Consider the following 26,170-nt stretch of genomic DNA (forward strand, 5'->3'; position numbering starts at 1 on the left):
TATGAACGGAGTTCATTATACCAAGAATGATATCATACATATTTTGAAAAGTGACGATCCCGCAGAGACGAATGAACTTTTTATTCGTGCTCGGAAGATGCGAGAGCAAGTGTGCGGCGATCGGATTTTTGCTTATGGATTTGTATATTTTTCAACGTATTGCAGGAACGATTGTAACTTCTGCTTTTTTCGCAATTCTAATGATATTGAGAGGTATCGGAAATCGAAAAACGAAGCGCTGGCCTTATCCAAAGCGCTGATTGATTCTGGAGTCAACGCAATTGACTTGACCACGGGAGAGGATCCTCTCTACCATAATGAGGATTTTAAAACATTTTGTGAAATCATATCAGAGATTAAACATACTTATAACGTTCCTGTTATGGCTTCGCCGGGGGTGGTGGACCATGCCACTATAAATGCGCTGCGAGATGCAGGAGCAGATTGGTATGCTTTGTATCAGGAGACTCATAACAGAGACCTCTTCAAAAAACTTCGTAAAGGCCAGAGCTACGATGAGCGAATGGAGACGAAATTATATGCAAAAGAACAGGGTATGCTTATTGAGGAAGGAATTTTGGCCGGTGTTGGTGAGAGCGCAGAGGATATAGCGGATTCACTTCTGACAATGGGGAAAATTGGAGCACGTCAGGTTCGAATTATGAGTTTTGTTCCTCAGAAAGGAAGTCCGATGGAGAATATTCAGACTCCAGATCGCGAGGAAGAGTTAAAGGTGATTGCGCTCATGCGATGCCTATATCCCGAAGCATTGATTCCGGCGTCTCTGGATGTAGATGGGATTGATGGTCTGAAGGAACGTATTCAGGCTGGTGCGAACCTGATAACATCAATTATTCCGCCCGAGTCGGGATTGATGGGAGTAGCCAACAGCACCATGGATGTGGATAACGGAGGCCGTACTATCCATGAGGCTGCACAGATTCTGAATGATATGGGTCTCCGTATAGCGACAAAAGAAGAGTATATTCATTATATGAATGAGGTGCTGAGAAAATGAAAGTTGGAATTATCGGCGGAAAACTGCAGGGGATAGAGGCTTGTTATTTAGCCAGAGAGGCAGGTTATAAGATAGTTCTTTTAGATAGTAATGTAAATGCACAGGCGTCTACACTTGCAGATAAATTCCTTTGTTGTGATATAAATAAAATGTCGAAGGCTGAGAAAAAAACACTGACTGAATGTGATTTAATTCTTCCTGCTTGTGAAAATACGGAAGTTCTGGCTGCCGCAAGAGATCTTGCGATTGAGGAAAACGTTCCTATTGCCTTTGATTTTGACGCTTATAGAATTTCATCTTCTAAGGTGAAATCAGATCTGCTTTTTGCAGATAATGGGATTCTTGCGCCGGTTTATTATCCTAATGGAAATCCGCCATATATCATAAAACCTTCTGGAGAAAGTGGATCTCATGGCATCCTTTATTGTGAGAGCCGCGGCGAGACGGATATGTTTTTGAAAGGAATTCCGGATTCGGGGGAGTGGATTGCTCAGGAGTATATTGAAGGGCCGTCCTATTCTATCGAGGTTATCGGTGACGGACGGGAGTGGCGTACTTTTACAGTTACAAAAATCCATACGGATGATACTTTCGACTGCTGTAAGGTTACGGCTCCCTGCCCGGAATTACCAGAGAGATTACATCAGAAATTTGCGGAGATTGGTCAACTTCTGGGAGCTATAGTAGGACTGCGTGGGATCATGGATGTGGAGGTCATCGAGAAAGATGGTCAACTGTATGTGTTAGAAATTGACGCCCGAATTCCCAGTCAGACTCCAATTGCGGTGTACTACGCTTCCGGTGTAAATCTGCTGGAAGTCTTGGTACAAAGTACTTTAACGGGGAAATTGCCGGGAGACTGCGGGCAGAAGATAAACCGGCATGTCACATATGAACACTACATGCTTTCAAGAGGGCAGGTTATCCAGGCAGGAGAGCATATCATGAATGATGCTGGTCCACTGACAGTAGTGAGGGGGCTTTTCGGTGCAGATTATGTTGTGACAGATTACAAGTCCGGCTGTGAAGAGTTTCGTGGAATCTTTATTAATTCGGATGAAAATCTGCAGAAACTGGAAGAAAAAAGAGCACATGTTTTGCGGCAATTGCAAAAGATGGCAGATTAGGAAGGCACGTATGGAAAAACTTACGATAACACAGCAGAAGCGTATCACAGAACTCAACGGTGATATAATGCTCTTGAAGAAGGAGTTTGAAACAAAAGAAGAGAGGGATAAATTCTTTCGCGAAGCGGAAAAGGAACTGGTACAAAAGAGCAGAAACAATCTGAAGCAACTGCTGAACGAAAAGCATGTTCCGACGACCGTATCTGGCGGACGCATCCTGGAGGAATGGCTGACGAGTGAAGGATTTACAAAGGTTATTACGCCTACGATGATCTCACGGGAGATGTTAGCGGGCATGACTATAGATCAGGAGCATAAACTTTTTGATCAGGTATTTTGGCTGGACCAGAAGAAATGTTTGAGGCCGATGCTGGCTCCTAATTTATATGTAGTGATGAGGGAACTTCGCAGAATTACCAATGAGGCTGTAAAAATCTATGAAATTGGCTCTTGCTTTCGTAAAGAATCTCAAGGTGCACAGCATCTTAATGAGTTTACTATGCTGAACTGTGTTGAATTGGCAGAGATTGAAGAAGGCGGGCAGTTGGAGGAGTTGAAACGACTGGCTAAAAAATCTATGGAGGTGCTGGAGATTCCGAAATCCCGTTATGAGTTAGTGATAGAAAAATCTACGGTGTATGGGCACACAATGGATATCGAAGTTAATGGGTTAGAGGTGGCATCCGGGTCCTATGGCCCTCACGCTCTTGATGCGAATTGGGGCATTTTTGACACTTGGGTTGGCTTCGGATTTGGTATTGAGCGTCTGATTATGGCGATGTCTGGAAGCAGAACTATAAAAAGGTTTGGGAAAAGCATTATTTTCCTGGATGGCGAGCCATTGAATATTTGACAGAACGTTGAAGAAGACATAAAATAAGGAGGTGGCGGCGGTGACCCGTTTAACCACAGAATGGATTAGTGATATAGAAGCTGGTATGGGGGAATATAGCGCAGGTCTCCAGAGAAAAATTGGAATGACCTTAATGGAATTTTCCAGATGGGTATGTGGTCTTGATGAACAGGCTTTTCAGCAGATGCAGAAGAGGTACAGAGTTGGTGTAGTTCCTGTTACACAAGGTCAGGGACTTATCAGAGGCTTTAGTGAGGCGCTTTGTGCAATTTCCCGCAACATTGGATTTGATACCGAAATTTCACAAAAGACGGATGTGGACGGAATTTATGACTGCATTCACCGTAATCGAAAAATACTGCTTTGCGCGGATGACGAGCGATATATAGCGCTGAATGCAGAAAAAGGAATTATCGGCGAGAATGACCAAGGAACAGCATTGGGGTATATTCGAGCGCTGGATGCTATGCTGACCTGTAACGGACGTAGTTTGAAGGATGAGAATTTACTCGTAATCGGATGTGGTCGTGTAGGTAAAATTGCTTGTTCAATATTGAAATCGGAAGGTATAGAGTTTGGTCTCTATGATCGAGTCCGTCCGATAGAGAAGCACGGAGCAACCTATATTCTATCTGATCCGAAAGAGATTGCGGGGTATTCTGCTGTTTTGGACTTCACTAACGAGGGGGAGTGGCTGACTGCGAAGATGCTGGCAGAGAATGTATTTTACGCCAGCCCCGGAGTGCCGTATTCACCGGATGCAGAGGCAGCTGAAAAGATTGAGGCACAGAGTATCCATGATATGCTCGAAATTGGAACAGCTATCATGCTGGGAACAGTGATGAAATGATTTCAATTTGACGTGGGGTGCGGATCGTATGGATCGCATGGACTCTAAATCCATGAAGCCGGGTGAGACTCCCGGGCACCTCGCCAATTTTCGTTAAGGGGAGAGTGTATGTCAGACAATACGAAGAGATTTTATCGTAAGAATGTTGAACTTTTTGCGTTGATCGATAAAATGAAACTTTGGCCTGCAAGAAGTGGTGTGCTTCACGGAATTAAAACGATTGAATACAACGGAAGTTATGCCACTGTGACAACACATTGTAACTGTGTTTTTCGTATACACGATTCCAGGAACTCTCGGGCAGCACGTTGGCTTAGAAATAAATGGGCGATGAGTCCGTGTCCGAGGTGCAGAATACCGGAATGGAAACTCGAAAAGTATTCCCGGACATTTTTTGAATCTCATTACGGAAGCGATTTGAAGCACAAAAAATGAAGGGAAAAAGATTTTCATTGTGTCGAAAGGTACAATGAACTTTGTGCCTTGTAATGTTCTAATTGCAGGAGGTTTCATTGCGTTTGGATTTGCAATTCTTTGTGCTGGAGCAAATTCAATTTTCAGGAGAACTGTGTTAGATTCGTCTACATTTACTGAACCTTTCCAAAAATAAAAAATCCTAAATTTCCTCTTGCTATTCCATATATATCGCAGTATAATAGCCGGTGGTTATCGTAAGGTTATTCTTGCGATAATGATGTGCTATTAAAGAAAGTTGTATTTGCGAAATGCCTTAAGGAGGAAAGGATGAAGTTTATATCTAAGAGGCGGGAAGTGCGTTGCGCACTTGCTCTTGTTGCGCTGGTTTTTTGTATGTATATGCCGTTTGGAGTCGTCGCGTATGCGGACGATGCGCCAGGGGCATCAGAGTTGTATTCCCATGTTCTCGGTGACGCGGTCAGCTACGGCATCGTTACTGAAACCCTCAAACTGAATGGTGATGCACAGACAAATGTTGCGGCCAAGAAGGTTGTTCCGGTTTCCGGACAGACCGGCAACGATCTCACCAACGATGTTTCCCAGGGCTTCCTCATCGGCTCTGTAGATACCTCGACCAATCATCCTTTTCACATAAAGGGGCATGCAGCTCTTATTCATTGCGCTCCGGAAAGCAAAGAGCATATCATCCATGAGAGCAAGGATATAATTTCGTACTGTACGGACAACTGCGATGAGAGGCAGATTAATGAGAAAATCGACGAGATGATGAACCACGTCTCAAAGTCCTCTCGTGAGCTCTCCGGCAATGCGGCGAATGCGAAGATTGAATATAACCCTTATTCGCAGAGGTATGCTCTGGATCTTTCAGACAAAGCCGACGGAATTTACTATGTTGATGTTGACAAAGATACATATGAGAAAAGCATGAGTGAATCAGAGAAGCTTCAGATTCAAAAAAAATCGTCCCAGACGGTCGTGTTCAATGTAGCGGCATCCGGAAATCTGAAAATGCAGAAATACAGTATAAACGGTCAGGGCGCAGATTCGCTGAATGACAAACTGAATAATAATTCGAGTTCCAGCGAGGTCACCCGCAGCATTATCTGGAATTTCACCGGAGACGGCTCAATCAGCATGGTGGGATCGGTCAGCGGCGTCTTGCTTGCCCATGATTTTGATATCACGACATATTCCACAGGATCCGGCTGGATCGCGTCCAGAAGTGTGACCATCGGCAGCGGAGAGTGGCATAATACATATAACCGGCTTCTGCCTCCGGCCGAGATTCTTGCAAAAAAGGACAAGCCCTCTGCCGGTAACAAAAATGAATCAACAGAGAAACCGGATCCATCTGGGGAGACGAAGCCTCCCAGTCATACAGAAACAGGCGGTGGAGATTTCCCTGTTTACGATGAAAAAGAGCCGAATCAGCCGACCGACGGCGACAAAGACAAGCCCTCGGATTCAGGCGACCAGCCGACTTCCGGTGGCAAAGACAAGCCCTCGGTTTCAGGCGACCAGCCGACTTCCGGTGACAAAGACAAGCCCTCGGATTCAGGTGACAAATCGACTTCCGGCGACAAAGACAAGCCCTCGGATTCAGGTGACAAACCGACTGCCGGCGACAAAGAGAAAACCGACAGTACAGGTGACCAGCCCAGTCAGAAAGAATCCGGAGGCGGAGAAGTTCCGACCTACGGCGATAAAACGTCGGATAACCCGGAACAGCCGACTGACGGCGACAAAGAAAAAATCGAAAACACCGGCAGCAAAACCAAGCCTGCCGATTCAGACAATCCGTCCGGTACCAAAAACAAGAGTACGGCGAAGCACAGCGGGCAGACCGCCGAAACCGCACACAGCTCCGATGTGCCGGATACCGGCGACCATTCGGAACTTCTGTTCCATTTCCTGGTGCTGACCGGTGCAGCCGCGGGATGCGTGATCATCCTCATGAAGCGCCGCAGAGATTCGATGAACGCAGACTGAGGCATGACTGAACTCCGCGGATTACCCGGGGCATATTCCGGAATACGGAAATATCAGGCGGAAAGTGAAACCGACGGGTGAAAGCTCTGCAATTCAGCAATATTGAAACATCAGGATACCCGTTCTGTCAGGAAGGCAGGGCGGGTATTTTATTTAACTGATTCCGGATTATTGCGGTTTTCAGTTGAGAAGATTATTGCGGTTTTTCAGTTGAGCGTGTTGCATCCGGACGGCGGCTGTGATATACTGGAAGACGGTTGAGAAAACTAGAAGTGAATAACATGTTCAGGAACGTGGCTAACGGAAAAAGGTGTGAACCCCTTACTGTTTCTCAGCAACCGTGATTTTCCGCAGAGACGGAAATAAGTCGGGAGACGAGTCGGGTTTCGATGTATGAACTCTGAGGCAGTATCAAGCATCAACGAAATGTATAAAGCGGGAGAGTTCCGCTTTTTTGTTTTTTTAAGGACGGCTGCGTTGGGCCGTCTTTTGTTATATGAGGAAAGTATGAGAAGGAATAATCGCAGTAAATCGAGAAAAACAGGAATAGCTCTGCTTGCGGCGGCAATGCTCCTGTCGCAGATTGTGATGCCGGGGACGGAGCTCTTTGCCGCGGAGGGAGACGGCACTGCCGGAGAGACGGCCGGCGTGCAGACGGTCCGTGAGAGCGAAGAGAATTCTGCGGCGTCCGGGACAACAGAGAAGCGAGAGTCCGCAGAATCGGGGACAACAAAGGAAAAAGCGAAGGAAAGCGGTGCGCCGCCGGCGGATGCGGCGGGCTCGGAGAAATCAGAGAAAAACGAGACAGCCGGTTCCGCGGGAGAACAGAGCCGGTCGGACAGGCCTTTGTCAGAGCAGAAAAACGAGGAGAAGGAACGGCGGCGGATTGTTATCCGGGCAGCTGACCGGCAGGGGAAGCCGATAGAGCAGGCGAAGATTCTGATGGAGCGTTCGCTGGACGCCAGAACCTGGAGCGTGGTCAGTCCCGATGCAGCCAGCTCCGGCAGGCAGTACACCCTGGATGTGAAGGATAAAAGGGAAAATCTCTTTGTGACGTACCGCTTCAGCGTGATGGCCCGGGGCTACACTCCGCACGAGGGACAGAAATTCACGTTTCAGAGAAAAAATCAGTATTTCGACCCGGCGGAGGATGCGGATCCTGTGGAAATCACCGTCCGGATGTTTTCAGCGGAGGCAACCCTGAACGCGGCGAAGGATAAGGCGATTCAGGAGCTTCTTCACTACAGAGAAAAGGACGGATACAGAGAGGCTGAGCAGGAGCAGCTGCGGCAGCAGATTGACGCGGGAATTGAAAAGATCCGGGAGGCGGCGTCTGTCGGCGAGATTGATTACGCCCTGAAGACTGCGAAGGAGCGGATCGACCGCATCAAAACCCGGACGCAGTATGAGAACGAGGAAGCGCGGGGTCGGATTTATTTCCGCTCGGAAGACGGAAAGACCGTAGTGCGTCCCGACAAATACGGAATGGTGACCCTGACCACGGTGGACAGCGGAACCTTTCATATAGGGCGGGCGGACGGCACAGACTACGCCAACGACGACAATGAGACAGACTGGGACTGCACCTGGCAGTACACGGATCCGGATCACGGCGACATCGCGTGGAACGTCATCATCGGGGCCTATGGACAGTATCAGGGGAAATTCGTGGGAAGCTACGACGCCTCGGTGACGCTGCGGGATACAGGACAAAAGATAAATTTCAAGGTGCGCGTCACAGACGGGCATATCGACAGGCTTCGGGCCGTCATAGACGGGGAAGATGCGTCCGGAGCAGAGATTCATGTGATGGGCAGCGAGAAGAAAAAGGCCGTGATTGAGGGCAGACTGTACGGAACAGACCGCTGGGTCTCAATTCCCGCGCATGCGCTGAAATACACCCCCGGAGGCTCGACGAGCGTGAATCACGCCACGGCCGTGTTTCGTACCTGGGGAACAAAGGGGAGCATCACTTACAGTCTGGTCTCCCGGCCTTCAGTGAAGGTACGGGTTGGGATCCGGGCGACCGTCGTGCATCCGACCGGGATTGAAGTCACCGTGCCGAAGGAGGCGTATGTAGACGACTGGGACGGCGCGTTTGACCGGTTTGTCGGGATCCGAGAGGGGGACAGGCCGGGCGAGTACCGGGTCAGAGTCTATCCGGAGAACGCCTCGAATCCCTCCGTCAGATGGACCGACCTGACGCCGGATATTGCGGAATTTCATGAGAAACACGCCGCGGGAATCGTTCCCCGGAAGGCGGGAGTCGCGAAATTCCGTGTCACCTGCGTGGACAACCCGTCGGTGAGCAAAGTGGTCAGCATCCGCTTCAAATATATGAAGCCTCTGAAAACCGCCGTTTCGGATAAATCCGTCTACTACGCCAGAGTCGGCGACAGCCCCCTCCGTCTTCACATCATAACCAACGGAGAGTGGAACAGCGTCAGGGGCGCTTCCGAACAGCGATTCCACTGGACATACAGTACGGGAGGAGTCGCCGCGGTGAAGGATTCGGTCCGGTATGACCCAAGCAGTGTGACGATTCCGCGGTGGGTCGAGCATTCCATCACGATTCTCGGTGAAGGTACGGTGTATGTGACCGGAAAACCCTATGATACGACAGGCGGCTGTAAGCCGGTGCGGTTCAAGGTGGTTGTCTCGGATGACATCGACCGCGACCGGGAGGCGGCAGAACGCGTGGAGCGGATGATTAACGCTATCGGCGAGGTGACGCTGGAGAAGAAGGGTCAGATTCAGGGTGCACGGGCGGCGTATAACGCGCTGACCCGGACACAGAAAGGCCTGGTCGACGATAAGGTCTACGCCAGACTGGTCGCAGCGGAGCTGCGGCTTCGTCAGCTGGAGCGTCAGCAGGCCGGCGGAGACTCACCGGAGAACGGCGGACCCGGCGGCGGAACACAGCCGGGGACGCCCGGAGGAGGGGATTCCGGCGAAAGCACAGTCACTCCGGGAGGAGGAGAGACAAAGCCTGATCCGACGGCAGAGAGCGGAACAAAGGCCGATGCGAGGACGCCCAGAGCGTCGGTTAAGCCGGCTAAGGCGACGCTTCGGCCGGCCGCCGACAGAAGGTCTGAAAAGACGGGGCAGAACGCTGCGTCAGCCCGTGTTTTCCGGGAGGTGGAAATCCGGAAAACCCCGAAGAAAACCGTCAATACAGTGCAGAAGCTCAGCCCGATGCTGTCGATGCTTCTGCTGCTGGCTCTGGCGGGAACCTTCGGGGGAGGGGCCCTGCGCAGATACGCGCTGTACCGCCGCGAACGGAGCTGAGCGGCCGGATTGCCGCGCCGCCGGTCGCCGGTCGCCGTCAGTGAATCGGCCGAACAATACCGGCAGGCAGCCGATGGATGTGCGCCCGGCGATGAAAATAACATAAAACAAGTGCTGAGAATGCGGAGCAGAAATGCTCCTGAGAACCTTACGGAGAGAAAAGAATGATATCAAGTACAACAACGAATATTCTGAGAGCTGTGATTTCAGAGCTTCAGACACCGGTGGTTGCAGTTCTGCTGGTGCTGATGGCGGTGACGGTGGTCATGACGGGGAGCTTCATCTGTGAATTTTTTACGGAGCATCGGAAGCTTTCCGAAAAGATCCCGGAGCTGATAGAGCGAATCAACCGCGCGGAGTTCAGCGAGCTTCCCGGACTGATTGAAGAAAGCGGACTGCTGAAGCGCCAGAAGGCAGCGGTTCGGAAACTGCTTCAGGAGCAGAGCATGACCCGAACGAGCCGGGAGGCTTATGCGGCACAGCTTTTGTTCGATGAGGAGGAGCATTTCCACAGATATATCCGCTGGCCGGAGGCGATCCTCCGGCTGGGACCGATGTTCGGACTGCTGGGGACACTGATTCCGCTGGGCCCCGGGCTGATGGCGCTGGGAAAAGGAGATACCATGGCGCTTTCCAGATCGCTTCTGGTTGCCTTTGATACGACGGCCGCCGGCGTAATCATCGCCGCAGTTGCCTTTGTAATCTTCCAGATCCGCAGACACTGGTACCGATCCTATGCTCAGGGACTGGAGTCTGTGATGGAGGTTGTTCTGGAAAAGGAAGAGCCGGAGGTGGCACATGCTGAGAGATAGAAAACGCCTTTCGCGCCGTTTCGACGCAGAAGAGAGCCCTAATCCGCTGGACAGCCTTTCCAATCTGTCTGACGTCATGCTGGTGTTTGCCTGCGGGCTGATGGTCGCGCTGATTATCAATCTGAAGGTGGATGTGTCCCGTCTGGACCAGGCAGTGATTCAGTACAAGGACACCAGCAGCAAGACGACGGTGGAGAAATCCGGCGGAAAGGGAATGGAGAAGATGGGAACCGTCTACAAAGATCCGAAGACGGGGAAAACCTATATTGTTGACCAGAAGAAGGAGCAGAAAGAGAACAGATAAAATTTGAGTTATGCAGCGAAGGAGGTAAAAATGTTGCACAGAAGAAAATGGTACACCGGAATTATCCTGGCGGCGCTTGCAGCGCTTCTCGTCATCGCGGCGGCAGCCGTTACCGACCGCGCCTATGCGGACGAGCCGGAAAAGTGCAGAGTGAAAATCGTCGTTCTGGATAAATCCACCGGAGAAGAGATTAAGGATGCGACGCCGATGGTGTATCACGACTATTATGTAGAGAGTGAGGATACTGATGTTGTTGAGCCTGTTAAACAAAACACAGACGGCACCTTCGACATAGAAATGGAGGACTGGGCATACAGATACAAGGCAGTTGCGAAAAACTATAAGTATAAACGCAGCGCATACGGGGGGAATGATGAGTATGGAGACTGGATTGAATTCGACGGAAAAACCCAGGATGACCAGGGAAACTGGACGCTGACGCTGAAGGTTGAGCTGACGCCGCAGACAGAGGCGGAGCGTCTGAATGAGCTCAGAACAGAATCTAAAAAGGCACTGTCAGACTATAAAAAGGCTTCCGACTATGAGGCGGAAGATCAGGAAACGCTGAAAACACTGATTCAGACATATTCTGATAAAATCGACGATGCGAAGACCGAGGACGCTATCAAACAGGCGCTGGCAGAAGGAAAAGGAGAGATTGACAAGCTGGTCACGGCGCAGGCGAAGAACAACGACCGCTATGCGTCGAAGCTCATGTTCACCGACCGGAACGGAAAGACAACCCCGCTGCTGACCGGAGAAAAGGGACAGTATGAAGCGAGTCTTTCCCTGCTGGATAAAGGCGGCGTATTCTCTGTAGAGGGGGATCCTGCAGCGCGCTGGACAGTGAAAAAAGGACTGTGGATTCAGAGCATGATGATGAATCACAGCGTCGAGTATGTTACAGAACGCACCGGCTCTTTCCTGACCACTTCTATCCCCGGCGACACGGAATTTGTGGATGCGGAAATCAGTGATGCAAGCGTAACGCTGGGCGATGGGAGCAAGGTCACTTTCACGCTGAAGATTTCCACGAAGGAGGAGGACAAGACTGCCGCGGTAGCTGCTGTGAAAGAGAAAATCGGCGGCATCGGAGAGGTGACCCTGGAGAGCGGCGACGCGATCCGGCAGGCCAGAACCGATTATGACGGGCTTCTGAAGTCACTGCAGAAGAAGGTAGACAATTACAGTGTTCTGACCGCCGCAGAGGAGAAGCTGGAAGAGCTGAAGAAAGCTAAGGAGGAAACTGAGGCAAAGCAGGCGAAGGCAGTCGACGAGAAAATCGAGGCAATCGGTGAGGTGACGCTTGACAGTGAAAATGCGGTTGCCGAAGCCAGAAAGGCCTATGACGCTCTGAGTGACGGAGCGAAGGAAAAGGTTACCCGGTACGAAGACCTGACCGCTGCAGAAAAGAAGCTGGATGGGCTGAAGAAAGCCAAAGAGAAGGAAGAAGCCGAGGCCAAAGCCAAGGCGGAGGCTGAAGCAAAGGCCAAGGCGGAAGCCGAGAGAAAGGCGAAGCTGCCGGGAAAGGTAAGCCTGAAGGTAAAGAGCGGAAAGAGAAAAGCCGTTCTGTCCTGGAAGAAAACGTCGAAGGCGAAGGGCTATGTGGTTTATCGCAGCACAAAGAAAAACGGAACCTATAAGAAGATTCGGACACTGAAAAACGCGAAAACGCTGAAATACACCAATACAAAGCTGAAAAAGGGCAGAACCTACTACTACAAGGTCTGCGCATACAATTCAACAGGAAAAGGACCGGTGTCCTCTCCGAAAAAAGTGAAGGTGAAATAATCTCATATGAGACAGAACCAGGAAAAGAAAGTGAAAAGAAGAATTAGAGTGAGCATCGCTGCCGCGGCGATGCTCGCGTTCCTGCTTGCGGGCGCCTGTGCATTCGCCGGCAGCAGCTCCGAAAGCGACTGGACCTGTTTTCAGAACAGTGAAAACAATAATGGCGTGACAGCCCGGGCGGCTGCACCGGACGCCGCCCATGCTGTCTCCCTGTGGGGCGATGTGAAAATGGGAACCCGTTCCGTAACTCCTCCCCTGATCGTCGGCGAGGATCTCTTTGTCGCCAGCGAGAAGACCGTCTACCGGATTGACCGGAGGACGGGAAACGTAAGAAAGAAGGCAGAAGCTCTACACGGCGACGTGGGTTTTGCAATGCACCCCATGGTTTACGCTGACGGGACGCTTTATGCGGTGACCGATGCGGGCAGCGAGGGAACCATGATTGAGGCAGTGGATGGCAAAACCCTGCAGCCCCGCTGGCACAGCAGGGGATATACCGGCCTTGGCCTGACCCAGCTGACCTACCGGAAAATCAACGGGAAGGGTTACCTCTATACGGGAACCGGAGTTTATGACGGAAAAAATCGTCAGCACTACGATGAAGCGAAAGCAGGCAGCGCGGACAACGGCATCCTGCGGTGGTTTTTCTGCGTTTCTGCAGAAGACGGAAAGACCGTATGGAGCATCAAGGATGCAGAGAGAGGCTTCTACTGGGCGGGAGCCTGCGTCACTGACCGGTATATAGTGTTCGGCTCAGACAACGGAGATCCGGGCGGGCTTGATACGGACGGCTCTGTCATCCGCTCGCTGGATCCTCTGACCGGTAAGGAAATCAGCCGTGTTGAGGGTCTGAAGGGAGACTTCCGCAGTGCCATCGTCCGTGACGGGGATTTCCTGTATGCCGGCACCATGGGAGGCCGTTTCTATCGTATTCACATCGGCGAGGACGGAACTCTCGCACAGCCTTCTGCATCCGGCGATGAGAACGGAGACTTCAGCTGCGTCGATCTGGGAGAATCGATCCGCGGCGCTGCGGTAGTGTACAAAGGAAGAGCCTATGTCGGCGTTTCCAACAAAAATACGGGAAACAACCGATATGTCGTTCTGGACAGCAGCAGGGCGCTGAATGAAAAATCGGAGATTTACAGCGTGCCTGTGGCGGGAACGCCGACCGGCGCACCGCTCCTTTCAGTTCCTGAAGGGGATCCCTCCGGAGCGCGGTATCTCTATTTCACCTGCAACGTGGAGCCGGGAGGGATCTGGTGCATCCGTGACGTTCCCGGGCAGACAGAGGCGGGAGCCGCCGAACAGGTCTTTGTTCCGGAGGGAGCGCAGGCGCAGTTCTGCATCAGCCCTCTGGCTGTCAGCAGGGACGGGATTCTCTACTACAAAAATGACAGCGGCTACATCATGGCGATCGCGCCCCGGCTCCTGTCCGGCGTGAAGCTGACGACAGATAAAGGTAAGCCGCTTTCCGTGCCCTTCCAGCCGGGAATGCGGGACTATCAGGTCGTCGCCGACGATACGGCAGCTTCTGTGAAGCTGGCTGTCAGCGGAAGAGACGGGGAGACTTCCTGCAGCCTGTCAGTGAACGGAGAGGAGCAGGGCGAGACCATGACAGCGAAGCTGGGAGACGCCGCGGAGACAAAGATCCGGCTGCGGGTGAAGAGGGGCGCTGTGTGCGTGGACTACCACTTCACTGTCGTGCGGGTGACCGAGAAGGATGCGGAGCTGAGTGTTTTGTCGCTGACGGAGGATGGCCGTTACGATGACAACCTTCTGGGCGAGCTCATACGGGGACAGGATCGGTACCAGACGAAGCAGCTGGAGAACGGGAAGGACACATACAGCCTCTGGGTGCTCCCCCTGCATTCTGAAGCGGAGGTGCGTGTGTACGCGCGGGAGAATGTCCGGGATCCCGAAAAGGGCGGACTGCTGAAGGCCGGCAGCGAACTGGATTACAGCTGGCGGGATGAGATGGACGATTCTCAGAAGTATGTAATCGGTTCAGCCGACCTGAATAAGAATACAGTCGTGAACGTTCGCGTCACCTCAAAGGACAAAAGCACGACTCGGGATTATCTGGTGACACTGAACAGGGGGAAATCCGGAACGGATGAGCCCAAGCCCCGGCCGGAGGTGAAGAAGCCCGCTCCGCCGGCGAAGGTGAAAAGCGTCAGCTGCAAGGCGGGCAGGAAGAAGCTCACCCTGAAGTGGAAAAAGGCTTCCCGCGCAACAGGTTATGAGATTACTGTGGCGAAGGACCGGAAATTCCGGAAAGGAAAGAAGAAGCTCCGTGTTGACCGCCCGAAAAAACTCAGCAAGACGATTCGTCAGAAAAAAGGAACCGTATACGTCCGCATGCGCGCTTACGCCCGGTCCGGCGGCAAGACTGCATACGGCCCGTACAGCAAAACCGTGCGCGTAAAGGTCCGGTAGCCGCCGTATTTCAGTGAATCCCGGACAGCCAATCAATCCCGGAGCGCCCTCTCCGGGATTGATTGGCTGTGAAATGTGTGATAGAATGGTTCTTAGATCAGGGGGGTCGTTACAGATCCCATAATTGAATAATGAATGAGTGTAACTAACGGAACGAGGTGAGAATCCTCCACTGATACAGCAACCGTGATCGTTCATAACAGCCGGCCTGCAGAGATGGCAGAGAGAACGTCAGTCGGGAGACGAGTTGCAGCTCTGATTTGAGACCTCTGTTTTAGTGAACAATCAGACAGTAAGAGGAATCCATCGCAGATGGCGCCGCATATTAGAACGGTATGCGGTTGTCGGGATGAGGCACTCTTCTTTTTCATTTCAACGGTATGCGGCTGTCAGATACAGGCGACAGACGCGCGGGAATGGGAACGGCGAACGGGGGTCACAGGTGTGGCGCCCTTTTTTCGCGCCGGAAAGAGAGGAAGATGTATGTTGAAAACCGGTAAACGCGTCAGCATGATTTTGTTGTCGCTTTTTATTGTGCTTACGATGATCCCAGCGATGCCGGTCATGGCAGAGGACGGAGGATCGGCTGAGATGACAGTCTCAGATTTCTTTACGGATCTGAATGGGATAGTGAAGGTTACAGAACCGACGGACTATCCGTATACGATAACAGATATCGATGGAACCAAATGGTTGAAAGGCTGTACCTCTCAGTCAGGGACGATTAAGAAATCCCAAAGCGCAACGCTGACTTTTGTATTTACAAAGGCGGCGACACTGACGTTTGACTATAAGATGGATACAAATTCATCTTCCGGACTGGTGGTCAAAAATGGAAACACTTCTCTGTATACCTGTTCAAGTTGGGGAGCAAAGGTGACTGGAGTCAACGGGATCAAAGAAGGCAGTGCCTCCGTACAGGCGAATGCAGGCGATACTGTTACTGTGGCTTACCGCCAGGGAAACTCTTCTTCAAGAAATAGCTGCATGTATCTGAAGAATTTCAAAGCATCGCTGCCATCTCAGGTCACGTTCCATGGGAACAACGGAACGGATGAGACGAAGTCTCAAACTTTCTATGGGACAGGAACGCTGGATTCCAACTCGTTCTCTTATGACGGTCATATTTTCAAAGGCTGGGCAGATTCCGCGGACGGAGAAGTAAAATATGCTGACAAAGCATCCGTAAACATCCAGGCGGATACCGATCTGTATGCTGTCTGGGCGTCGGTCTATGCCGCGACATTCACACTTTCTCCGGAGGATGCGCAGTTCAGCCTCTATAGTGATTCAGAATACAAGATGCAGTTGTCTCCAGATACAGAGAGTGCACGGAGATATACACTGGAGAACGGTACCTACTACTGGAAAGCCTCAGTCTTTGGCTACGCCGGGAAGAGCGGGAGAATTGAAATCGGCGGCGCAGCAGTGAATACAGTCGTTTCTCTTGTGGCGAACAAAAAAATATCGGCGTCCTTCAGCTATGACGGTGACGCAACCTCTATCGAGGGAGGTTCTCTGACTGTGAAGACCGGAGAACAGGTGATGACTGCAAAGGATGGCAGCAACGGACTTGTCTATGAACTTCCGACGGGCTATAAATATACCTATACGTTTAAGAGCAGGAATTATACAAAGCAGACTGGAGAGATCGATCTGACCGGTGATGTGACAGAGGCTGGAAAGTCGTTTACGATTCCCCTTTCAGTCAAGACGGCCTGGGGCGGGTCCGATGATATCGAAGAACCGCAGAAAAATGAAAAAGGCGTTTATCAGATATCGACAGGAGCAGAACTGGCATGGCTGGCGCAGGAGGTGAATGCGGGACGCGGCACAGGCTATGATGCGGTATTGAGCAGGGATATCGATCTCGGGAATGAGGCGTGGACACCGATCGGCTCCGATAAAGGCAAGTATGCCGGTACATTTGACGGAAACGGAAAAACGATATCGAATCTGAACGTAGAGGCAAAGACTTATAATCAGGGGCTGTTCGGTTATGTGAACGGCGGAACCATCAGAAATCTTACGGTGAAAGGTACTGTGACCGGCGCAGGAAGCAGCAATTCCGGGGGAGTTGGCGGCATAGTCGGCACATTGAACAGCACATATTCCTCTGCAGCCCTGATAGAAAACTGTGTGAGTTATGTTGCTGTTACCGGTGGAAATAATGTGGGCGGTATCGTCGGTATTTTCAACGGTTCTTCGGATAAGACGGTCAGGCACTGTGCGAACTTCGGACAGATCAGCGGAGCCAACAGTATCGGAGGAATTGGTGGCCATGCTTACGGAAAGGGAAGAATCGAGGCCTGCTATAACCGCGGAACTATTACAGCAGCGGTCAGTAAAGCGGCCGGGATCATCGGTTATCTGAACGACAGGAATGCAGTTGTTTCAGACTGTTATACCACCGGCGCAGTATCAGGCGGCGCAGATTCCCACCCGTTTGCAGGATTAAAGTCATCAGGTACTGTTACGAACTGTTACTATCTCGACAGCCTGGGCACGGACACCAATGCGGCTCCCATCAGCGAAGAAAATCTGAGAAACCTGAAATTCGCCACCCCGATTCCGGATTTCTGCCGGGATATGGAGCAACCCGTCAATGACGGTTATCCGATTCTGTCGGTTCAGGATACAACGCCAAAGTATGAACTGACCGTTCTGCTGGATCCCGGGGATACGGAACTGTCACTGCAGGATAAGGATGGTGGAATATGTGTGGGAGCCCCCGGAGATAACAAGGTTACATTCCAACTGCGGGACGGAGCCTATAACTACACGGCGAGTGCATTCGGCAAGGTGACAAAAAAGGGAACAATTACCATCGCAGGAGAGGCAAAAACAGAGAAAGTGACGCTTGAGGATGCTCCGGGGAAGACAGTGTCCTTTGATATCACCTGCTCTGACGGAGCGACGGATGTGACTCCTGTCATCACGGTCAGAACCGGCGACCGCATGATAAAGGCGGATGCGGGCAACTCGTACAGGCTGCCTTATGGTGAGTATACATATACCGTTAAAGCAAAGAACTACAAAAAAGTGAGCGGGACGATCACCATTGGTGCAGACAGCGCGTCAAGTATTCCGGTAGTTCTGGAATATTCCAGAAGCTGGGACGGCGAAACGATCGCTGAGGACAGTGAAATCGCAGGTTCGGGCTCAAAAGAGGATCCATATCTGATTTCAAACGGCGAGCAGCTGGCATGGCTGGCAGCCAGGGTTAATGCCGGAAACAAATATAACGGAAAATATTTTAAGCAGACAGAGGATATTGATCTGGGCGATAACAACTGGACGCCTGTGGGAAAGTCATACAGCTATATATTTGCCGGTAATTATGACGGAAACGGCAGGACTGTTTCGGGTCTGAGCATTGAGGGAACTTCGGATTACAACGCTCTGTTCGGTATGGTTAAAGGCGATGCCAAAGAGCATGCGACGATTCGGAATCTTACAGTAAAGGGCTCGGTATCTACTTCAGGCAGATATGCTGCGGGGATCGCAGGATACGCAGTCTGCCTGGATATTGAAAACTGCCGCAATGAAGCGAATATCACCACTTCCAGTGAAAGCAGTGCCATGAATAGCGGCGGAATCATCGGTTATATGTATGGTACAGTGTCTGTGTCAAAGTGCTCCAACTCCGGAACGATTACCGGAACCGGAGGGGAACAGCTGGGCGGTATTGCCGGAGCTGCAACAGCAAGCAAGTCGATCATCAGCGAATGCTTTAACACAGGAAAGATCCTCGGCAAAAACCGGGTCGGCGGTATTGCCGGGTATTTCAGTGGCGCAAATTCAAAGCTGTCCCATGTATATAACACTGGAGATGTCAGCGGCGTATCCATTGTTGGAGGGATTGCCGGGGGAATCTTTGCAACCGCAGAATGCGGGTATTCTTTGGGAACGGCGACCGGGACGTCTGATACGGGAAAATGTGTCGGAAAAGCAGGCAGCAGTTACCTGCCGTCTGAATTCTACTTTGTTGGAACGGAGGACGATACCGGCGCCGGCGGCATCACTGCTGACGCTCTGAGGGCGAAGGCTGCCGGTTTTAATGAGGCGGCAGGAGAGGAAATCTGGAAGAGCTCACCGGAATATTTCAATGAAGGATATCCGGTGTTCAGCTGGCAGGAGATCAAGGACCCTGTCACAGATAAGACGACACTGAACGATGATATAGCGGCCGCGGAAAACTATCTGAAAGAGATCAGCGGCGGATCTTATGCAGATGCTGCGAAAATTCTTTCAGATGCGGTGAATGCCGCCAGAGCCGCGTCGGAAGATACTAAACTTACGCAGAATAAAGTGGATGCGGCTGATAAGGCTCTGCGGGATGCGATTGCCAGAGCAAAGGCTGCAGTTGCCGTAATCGACAGAGATGTGGCGGCAGGCAGAAAAACAGAGGCGGATGCGGCGAAGGCTTCCGCAGACCGTGCGAAAAAGGCAGCGGACGCCAGCAGGAAAGCGGCAGAGGAAGCGATGAAGACGCCCGGTGAGGATGCTGTGAAAGCAGCGGAGCAGGCTAAAAAAGATGCAGAAACTGCGGCAGAGGCGGCAAGGAAATCTGCAGATGCGGCGGATGCCGCAGTGAAGGCTGCCGAAAAGGCTGCGGCCTCTGCAACGAAAGAGGGAAAGGAGGCCGCAGATACGGCACTGGCAGAAGCGAAGGCAGCAGCGGTCGCATCGGCCAAAGCCATGACAGTTGCCGGGAAGGCACAGGAAGAAGCCGATGAGCTCGTTCAGAAAGCCAGAGCGGACAAGGAGGCGGCAGAGCATGCTTCCGCAGGGGATAACGAAGACGCTGATATCGATGCAATCACGCCGGGCAATAAGACGGCAGACAGCGCGGCGGCAAGCAAGAATATCTCAGGCATAAGTGCCTCGGGAATCAGTATAACCGCACAGCTGAAGAGCAAGGCGATGAAGGTGAAGTTCAGAAAGGTCAAAGGCGCGACGAACTACCGGATCGCATACAGGAAGGCGGGTGAAAAACGATGGACATACGCCTGGACGGCCGGGAAAAACACCTGCAGCATCAGCAAGATGAGGAATAACGGCCTTTATGAGTTCAGGCTGGCTGTCTACCAGAAGAATGGAGACACGTGGCAGAGAAGTACCTGGTCCAGAGTGAATTACAGAATGTACGCCGGCACGAAGGCGAGTGTCAGGACGGGAAAGCGCTCTGCAACCGTCAGAGTCAAAAAAGTGAGCAAAGCCACCGGATATCAGGTGATATATTCTTCGAAGAGGAGTATGGCCGGCGGGAAAACGAAAAACTTCGCAGGCGGGAAGAAAACAAGTCTGAAAATCCGCGGACTGAAGAAGGGGAGAACATACTATATTCAGGTAAGCCCTGTTAGAAAGTATAAGGGGCACATATATCTGGGAATTCAAACCGGGACGAAGAAGGTCAGGGTAAAGTAAATGAGTAATGAGAAAAGAATGATACTGTTTCGGTGTGTATCGGCAGGAATCATCGCGGCGTTTGCCGCGGTGATTCTTGCGCTGATGGCGACTGCGGCATGTGCTGCATCTGCTCCGGAACAGAAGGATGGAATTTATCAGATCGGAACACCACAGGAACTCTGCTGGTTCGCAGATCTGGTTAACGGAGAACTGAAGGACGGCACGGCGCAGCAGTCGTCAGCCCGAGCCGTCCTGACAGCGGATATAGATCTGAGCGGGACGAAGTATACGCCAATAGGCAAGGATCTTGACAACCCGTTTGAGGGAACATTTGACGGACAGAAGCATCAGATCAGTGGGCTCGTACTGAAAGAAAACGGGAGAATACTGGGGCTTTTCGGTGTCCTCAATGCGGCGCAGATCCGCAATGTGACGGTGTCGGGAGAGATCAGCGGGGATTCGTATGCTATTGGAGGAATCGCCGGAAAGGCTTCCGGCAAAACGACGATTACCTGCTGCGGAAACCTTGCCAACGTAAATGGAACAGGATCTTCCAGCAACACGGGCGGTATACTGGGAACATCCGATAACGGGATTACGATTAAAGACTGTTTCAACCGGGGAGCGGTGACTTCAGCGCACCGGGCTTCCGGCATCACACCGGAGATGTCCTTCGGGACACTGGAGAACTGCTATAATACGGCGTCTATCAGCGGAAACATTGCTTCAGGAGTCGGAAATGCCAGAAGCAACACCTATAAGAACTGCTATAATGCGGGTAAGATCACCGGTTCACAGACAGCTGTCTCTATCGGTTCCAGCAAATATGCAGCTTATGAGAACTGCTATTATTGTGCCGATATGGCGGCGGGTGATACAGAAGAACTTGGGAAACTGAAACCGTCATCTGATATGAAGAAGGCGGCATTCGTGGAGACTCTGGGAAAGGAGCACTGGCAGATGGATCGCGGAGCACAGGTGAACGGCGGATATCCGCTGCTCGCCTGGGAAACTCCGGAGAATGTCGGCAACATAACCCTTGAAACTCCCGTGGGACTGAAATGGAGCATTGGGGAACCGGACAGCGACAAATATGATTTTGTGACCCGGAGTGCAAAAGCCTGCTGGAACGCCGTGGACGGAGCCTCCGCTTATACCCTTCGTGTCTACACGACGGAAGATCGATCCCATGCACTCATTGAGAAAAGCGGAATCGAGAATACAGAATATGATCTCACAAAGGCGCTGGGCGGGATGAAGAGCAGTGGCCGCAGGAATTATGTCTTTACCGTTACGGCGGAGGGTGATGGCAGTATCTATCAGGACAGTGAAGAATCTCAGGCGAGCGGGGATGGCTATGAGTTCGATCCTGCAACTTATGTAGACTGCCCTGGGGGACTGGTATGGAATAAAGCGTCCCGCATCGCTGAGTGGAAGGCCGTGAAGAGCGCTGACTTTTATGTCGTGACGCTCTACGAGGATGGAAAGAAAAAGGTCGAATTTACTATTGGCAGAGAACTTCTGGACAAAGATTCAGAGAAGCTCAGTATGCACTTTCTCAGCAGCATGGCTGCAGACGGCGACTATTATTTCACTGTGCGTGCCGGTTTCACCATAGACGACAGCGGAAGTGAGTATGATGGCAAGACCTGTGTCAGTGCACTGTCCAGAAGCGAGTCAGGACATTTCGATGCAGAAGAGAGCGAGACAGTGGAGATTTCCTCTGTCGACGACTGGATGAAGATCGTCAACACCACCGCCAAAGGAACCGGATACCAGACAGATGCAGATGCGCAGAATGCGGCATGGTCACGTAACTATAAACTGATGGCGGATATAGATTTCAGCAGACTGACAGCGGAGCAGCAGAACCAGGAGAAATCCTGGGGTAATATCAATGCCATGTTCAACGGAAAATTCGATGGAAACGGTCACAAAATCACGGGATTGACTCTGAGCAACGGGGACGGAGGGCTGTTTCGGTACATTGGGCCTTCCGGTGAGGTAAAGAATGTGGTCGTGGAGAATCCAAATGTGCTGTTCAGCGACAATGCGGCGGTTCTGTGCTACTACAACTACGGCAGCATGGAAAACTGCACGGTCAGAAACGCAAACATCACAGCGGATACCGGTGCCATTATAGGAGGTATGGTGAGCCGAAATTTCGGAACCATAGAAAAAAGCTGTGTGCAGGGCGGTAGCCTGACAGCGAACAGCCAGACCGCCAACGGACATGCAGGCTTTGTTGGTAACAACTTTGGCGTGATCAGACAGTGTTGGACGAGCATGAACGTTCGCACGCAGAGTTACTGCGCAGGTGGGTTCGCAGGCTGGGCAGACAGCAGCGGCGGAAGGACGGGTTCCTTTGAGGACTGCTTTGCACTGGGAAGTGTGACGGCCACGAGGGGTTGGAACGGCGGATTTATCGGGCGGATCAATTCCGGCGGAGTCACGTTCAGAAACTGTTATGCAGCAAACCGTGTCAGCTCTGCGGACAGACCGGAACGGGCCTATGGATTCGCGGGTTCCATGAGCGGAGAAGCGGCGAAGGATATTGTGGGGAGTTCAGGCTTTGACGAGGAAATCCCGGCAGAGAATTTTAAAAACTGTTATTTCGTAACGGATCTGACCGCCTCTGACAATCCGAAAGGCGGTGCGAAGGGCGTCAGCCTGGACACGATGAAGACGGCAGGCTTTGCCACGACGATGGGCGATTCCTGGACGAGAGAGGACGATCGTAACAGCGGACTTCCGTACCTGACAGATGTGGCGGCGCCGACGGATCAGATAACAAAAGATATTACGGTGAAGATGGCGATTGCACTCTACGACAAAAGCCAGTATGACTTTGTCCAGGATGGAAAAACGCTGAGTGTCACACTGCCAAGTACCGGTAATACCAGACTGATCGATGTTATGAACGCGGCGCAGAAGCAGGGACTTCTGACTTACGATTACACTGTATCCCCGGCCTATGGCAGCTTCATTGAGTCAATCAACGACAACAGGATGCTTCCGCCAAATGGCTGGATGTTTACGGTGAATGACGAGATTTCTATCGTTTCTGCGACGCTTGCATCTATTCATGATGGGGACTGCGTTTTGTGGTATCAGGGTACGATGCAGAATCTCTTCAAGGCACCTGCCTGGGCAGATATCACAGGTGAGAAACCGGTGAAAAAGGTAATTTCAGTTTCTACAGCGGCAGAACTTGTCGCACTCTGTGACGACAACGCAGATCTGACGGCAAATTACAGACTGACCAGGGATATCGATCTGTCCGGCATGGACTTTCAGGGAATCGGATCCAAAACACACCCTTTCAGCGGCAGCTTTGACGGCGACGGTTATACCGTCTCGAATATGACGATTCGCAAGCCGGAGACCAATAATGTGGGCTTTTTCAATTTCATCCGGGGCGCCACAGTGAAGAATGTCACGCTTAGGAATGCAGATGTGACCGGTAAATATTCGGTGGGCGCACTCGTGGGAGTGGCTGCGGTCAAAGTCAGCTCAGTGGATATCGCATCTAATGTCGGGAATACTATTGGAAATTGCAGAGCATACGGCCGGGTGACATCGACGAATACAGACCTTTCGGGAAGCTCCAACGGCTCCTACACAGGCGGTCTCATCGGATTCAATGATGGGGACAGTGACGCTAAAACCGGACTCAGTGTACTCAGTTCAGTTGACAGCTGTATCGCTGATGTGGATGTGACGGCCGGAGCCATCTATGCCGGCGGCCTGGCAGGCGGGAATTTTGGGTATATTACCGACAGCAAAGCCAGAGGAAATGTCAGCGGCGCATCTTGTACAGGAGGTTTTGTCGGAGGGAACAACGGAAAAATCTACGACTGCAGCGCAACTGGTGACGTTATCGGGAAAAAGAGCACGGGAGGTTTTGTCGGCAACAATTATGATACGATCATGCGCAGCTATTGCACCGGATCGGTAAATGGCGATGGAGAGGAACTCGGTGGATTTGCCGGATCCGGCAGCGGTGTAATCAAAAAATGCGCCAGTGCAGGAACGCTGACGACGACGTCGGGAAGCTCCTATAGAGGCGGGTTTATCGGTAACTATCAGGGCACACTGGCAGGACTGAAGAAAGACATTACATTTTCGGAAAACTACGGCTGGAGCACGGCGCCTGACGGCGGCGAATATAATGTCGTGGGTAACAAAACGAAGGGGAACAGTGATGCGGAGCAGGCGGCGCTGGATACGGCGAAGATTACGGACTGGCCTGCACTGCAGAAGATATTCCTGGAACTTTATGATGTCAGGCTGGGCGACCATGGCGGCATCGATGACCCTGCGGAGACAGTGATCGACAAAGATAAGCTGTCTGATGCCATCTACAGAAATATGACAGCTGAGCATTCCACGGACGATCTGTCCTGCTGGAAAATCGGCGATATTGCAGTCTATGAGAAACTGACCGGTAGAAAAGGCGGTATTACAGATGAGCAGAGGCAGGCCTTTATCGATCAGGCGGCTTCTCATGCGCAGAAATCCGATGTGTCGGCAGTCGTTCTTGCCAAAGACATCCTTGGACTCACAGCTATGGGGGCAGATCCGAGGAAAGTGGTTCTTGCCGGTGAAAGCAGCGATACTGCGCTGAATCTGGTCAGCGTTCTGAAGAACAGAGTTTCCATCGAAGGATTCGGGGAACTGTCCATATATACGCAGCCGTATGTACTTCTGGCACTTTCACAGAACAAAAAAGATCTGACCGCGGCGGAACGAGATTCCATGATTGGAACGATAATTGCCCGGCAGAGATCCAATGGAGGTTTCGGCGGGGCTGATGCGGATGGTCCGGTGATCATGGCTCTTGCCATGTGGCGGGAAGAAAGCGATGCAGCACGGGAAGCTATTCAGAAGGCGATTTCCCGGGAGTATGTCACGTCGATGATGGATGACAATGGCGCCGTCTCCTATAACGGAACAGCCAGTGCAGAATCAACGGCACAGATGATCGTCGGCATCTGCGCAGCAGGTCGTGATCCCGAGGACTATGTCAGAGGCGACTGCAGTCTGACAGACGGACTGTTATCTTTCGTAAACGACAGTCACGACGGTTTCGTTCATAAGGACGGGAATCCTCGGATTGCAACGGAACAGGGATTTCGCGGCCTGTTGTCCTGCAGACTTGTGAAAGAGGGAGGTATCCTCTACAATTTCCGAGAGATGAGTCTGAGCCCTGCGGTCTCCGGTGTGAAGAGAGATGGGAGTTCTCCGGATACAAAGCCCGGATCGGCGGAGACAGGCGACGGGGACAAAAAGCTGGCGGCTCCGTCTGTCAGAGCGCAGAATTCCGGAAAGGGAATTCTCCTGATATGGAAGAAAGTCCCGAAAGCATCGGAATATCAGATCCTGAAACGAAGCGGTGCATCGGCAAAATGGAAGGTGATAAAAACCGTGAAGTCCGGCAGTGCGATACGATGGACGGACAGAAAGGCGAAGAATGGGGGGAACTGCTTATATCGCGTGAGAGCTTTGTCAGAGGAAAAGAAGGCAACATCATCGACTGTCAGAATGGTTCGTCTCACCGGAACGAGGATTACGAGGACAGGACACGCCGGAAAGAGAACCGTAAGTCTGCGCTGGAAGAAGAATGGCAAGTGCAGCGGTTACCAGATTCGGTATGCCTTCTCGGGAAAATTCCAGAAGAGCAGGAACGTCACAGTGAAAGGAAAGAAGAACGTAAGACGGACGTTGAGACATCTGAAGAAGAGACGTGTATACGTACAGGTTCGCTCCTATATAAAGAAAGACGGAAAGAAGTATTATTCAGTCTGGAGTAAGACGAAGAAGATCAGCGTAAGATAACAGGGAGAGAG

General features: G+C 51.6%; 13 protein-coding genes. All 13 read left to right on the forward strand.

Annotated elements, in window-relative coordinates; all coding sequences use genetic code 11:
• The first annotated feature begins 1 nt into the window (after nucleotide 1).
• The 13 genes from pylB (at nucleotide 2) to BHK98_RS08940 (ending at nucleotide 26,159) form a co-directional block, all read left to right on the forward strand.
• Nucleotides 2–1,018: a methylornithine synthase PylB gene (gene pylB, locus BHK98_RS08880; RefSeq protein ID WP_075713502.1), complete on the forward strand. Its 1,017-nt coding sequence runs from the start codon at nucleotides 2–4 to the stop codon at nucleotides 1,016–1,018.
• Nucleotides 1,015–2,145 (forward strand): 3-methylornithine--L-lysine ligase PylC, encoded by a 1,131-nt coding sequence (pylC, locus tag BHK98_RS08885; RefSeq protein ID WP_075713504.1) that lies wholly within the window; start codon nucleotides 1,015–1,017, stop codon nucleotides 2,143–2,145. Before pylB ends, pylC begins: the two co-directional genes overlap by 4 nt.
• Nucleotides 2,146–2,155: 10 nt before the next feature.
• Nucleotides 2,156–2,998, forward strand: coding sequence for a pyrrolysine--tRNA(Pyl) ligase large subunit (pylSc, locus tag BHK98_RS08890; protein WP_075713506.1), 843 nt, complete (start codon nucleotides 2,156–2,158; stop codon nucleotides 2,996–2,998).
• A gap of 40 nt (nucleotides 2,999–3,038) precedes the next feature.
• Nucleotides 3,039–3,848, forward strand: a complete 810-nt coding sequence (pylD, locus tag BHK98_RS08895) for a 3-methylornithyl-N6-L-lysine dehydrogenase PylD (protein WP_075713508.1) — start codon at nucleotides 3,039–3,041, stop codon at nucleotides 3,846–3,848.
• A gap of 108 nt (nucleotides 3,849–3,956) precedes the next feature.
• The gene (gene pylSn / locus BHK98_RS08900) at nucleotides 3,957–4,283 is read left to right on the forward strand and encodes a pyrrolysine--tRNA(Pyl) ligase small subunit (protein WP_075713510.1); all 327 of its coding nucleotides are present in this window, start codon (nucleotides 3,957–3,959) and stop codon (nucleotides 4,281–4,283) included.
• Between the two features lie 309 nt (nucleotides 4,284–4,592).
• Nucleotides 4,593–6,275 (forward strand): hypothetical protein, encoded by a 1,683-nt coding sequence (locus tag BHK98_RS08905; RefSeq protein WP_075713512.1) that lies wholly within the window; start codon nucleotides 4,593–4,595, stop codon nucleotides 6,273–6,275.
• 507 nt (nucleotides 6,276–6,782) lie between these two features.
• Nucleotides 6,783–9,563: a hypothetical protein gene (locus tag BHK98_RS08910; protein ID WP_075713514.1), complete on the forward strand. Its 2,781-nt coding sequence runs from the start codon at nucleotides 6,783–6,785 to the stop codon at nucleotides 9,561–9,563.
• Between the two features lie 164 nt (nucleotides 9,564–9,727).
• The gene (locus BHK98_RS08915) at nucleotides 9,728–10,375 is read left to right on the forward strand and encodes a MotA/TolQ/ExbB proton channel family protein (protein WP_075713516.1); all 648 of its coding nucleotides are present in this window, start codon (nucleotides 9,728–9,730) and stop codon (nucleotides 10,373–10,375) included.
• Entirely contained in the window at nucleotides 10,362–10,679 is a 318-nt protein-coding gene (locus BHK98_RS08920) for a DUF2149 domain-containing protein (RefSeq protein ID WP_075713518.1), read from the forward strand. The genes BHK98_RS08915 and BHK98_RS08920 overlap by 14 nt, the downstream gene beginning before the upstream one ends.
• A 30-nt stretch (nucleotides 10,680–10,709) precedes the next feature.
• Nucleotides 10,710–12,470: a fibronectin type III domain-containing protein gene (locus tag BHK98_RS08925; RefSeq protein WP_075713520.1), complete on the forward strand. Its 1,761-nt coding sequence runs from the start codon at nucleotides 10,710–10,712 to the stop codon at nucleotides 12,468–12,470.
• Between the two features lie 30 nt (nucleotides 12,471–12,500).
• Nucleotides 12,501–14,909 carry a PQQ-binding-like beta-propeller repeat protein gene (locus BHK98_RS08930; protein WP_143404568.1) on the forward strand — a complete coding sequence of 803 codons (2,409 nt, stop codon included), beginning with the start codon at nucleotides 12,501–12,503 and terminating at the stop codon, nucleotides 14,907–14,909.
• A gap of 483 nt (nucleotides 14,910–15,392) precedes the next feature.
• Nucleotides 15,393–20,339, forward strand: a complete 4,947-nt coding sequence (locus BHK98_RS08935) for an InlB B-repeat-containing protein (RefSeq protein WP_158024484.1) — start codon at nucleotides 15,393–15,395, stop codon at nucleotides 20,337–20,339.
• Nucleotides 20,340–26,159: a GLUG motif-containing protein gene (locus tag BHK98_RS08940; RefSeq protein WP_075713526.1), complete on the forward strand. Its 5,820-nt coding sequence runs from the start codon at nucleotides 20,340–20,342 to the stop codon at nucleotides 26,157–26,159.
• Nucleotides 26,160–26,170 lie beyond the last annotated feature (11 nt).

This window comes from Hornefia porci (assembly GCF_001940235.1).
Lineage (GTDB): Bacteria > Bacillota > Clostridia > Peptostreptococcales > Anaerovoracaceae > Aminicella > Aminicella porci.